Origin of the sequence: Parendozoicomonas verongulae (assembly GCF_009711465.1) — a bacterium.
GTDB classification, from domain to species: Bacteria; Pseudomonadota; Gammaproteobacteria; order Pseudomonadales; family Endozoicomonadaceae; genus Sansalvadorimonas; species Sansalvadorimonas verongulae.
Genome location: NZ_SMME01000288.1, coordinates 1 through 489, shown reverse-complemented (window position 1 = coordinate 489; position 489 = coordinate 1). Strand labels below are relative to the sequence as shown.

Sequence of the window (489 nt, the reverse complement as noted above, 5' to 3'; positions counted from 1 at the left end):
GTGGCACCCGTCCTGGTCACAGACAAAGGGGCTGCCCCCTGTGTGGCTGAGCTTGTGTTTGGTGTGCATCCCGGAGGTGTTCCTGGGCTGCTGATCGCTGTCAGACTGAGTTGGACTCATTTCAGTAAGAGTGACACCTGTATCGAATGTACACTCCTCTGCACTGGCGCAAAGGACACTCTGAAATACACCATCCTGCAACAAAAAAGATAACTCTGAAAATAGAGCGTTATCCTGCTCCAAGTCCGAAAACTCCGAAAACTCTGAAAATAGAGTGGTCAGAAGGGGAGGTGAAGAAGGAGGCGGGCATAAAATGTCAGGAACCTCATTGTTACTGGAAATGCGGCAAGTGGCAGATGGGTTTCTATTCCATGTTGTGGCACCCACTTCAACTGTCAGATGTTGTACAGCCGTTGATCCAGTGAGTGTTAATTGGGTTCTGCGGTTTTTCCCGCGGCAATGCACAAAGTGGTGATCGGCAGACCTGTT

At 50.1% G+C, this 489-nt stretch carries 1 protein-coding gene; it reads left to right on the top strand.

What is annotated here, in order from left to right; genetic code table 11:
• A partial coding sequence (locus tag E1189_RS24380) for a hypothetical protein (RefSeq protein WP_230459845.1) occupies positions 1–213 on the top strand: 213 nt, incomplete at its 5' end.
• Between the last annotated feature and the right edge of the window lie 276 nt (positions 214–489).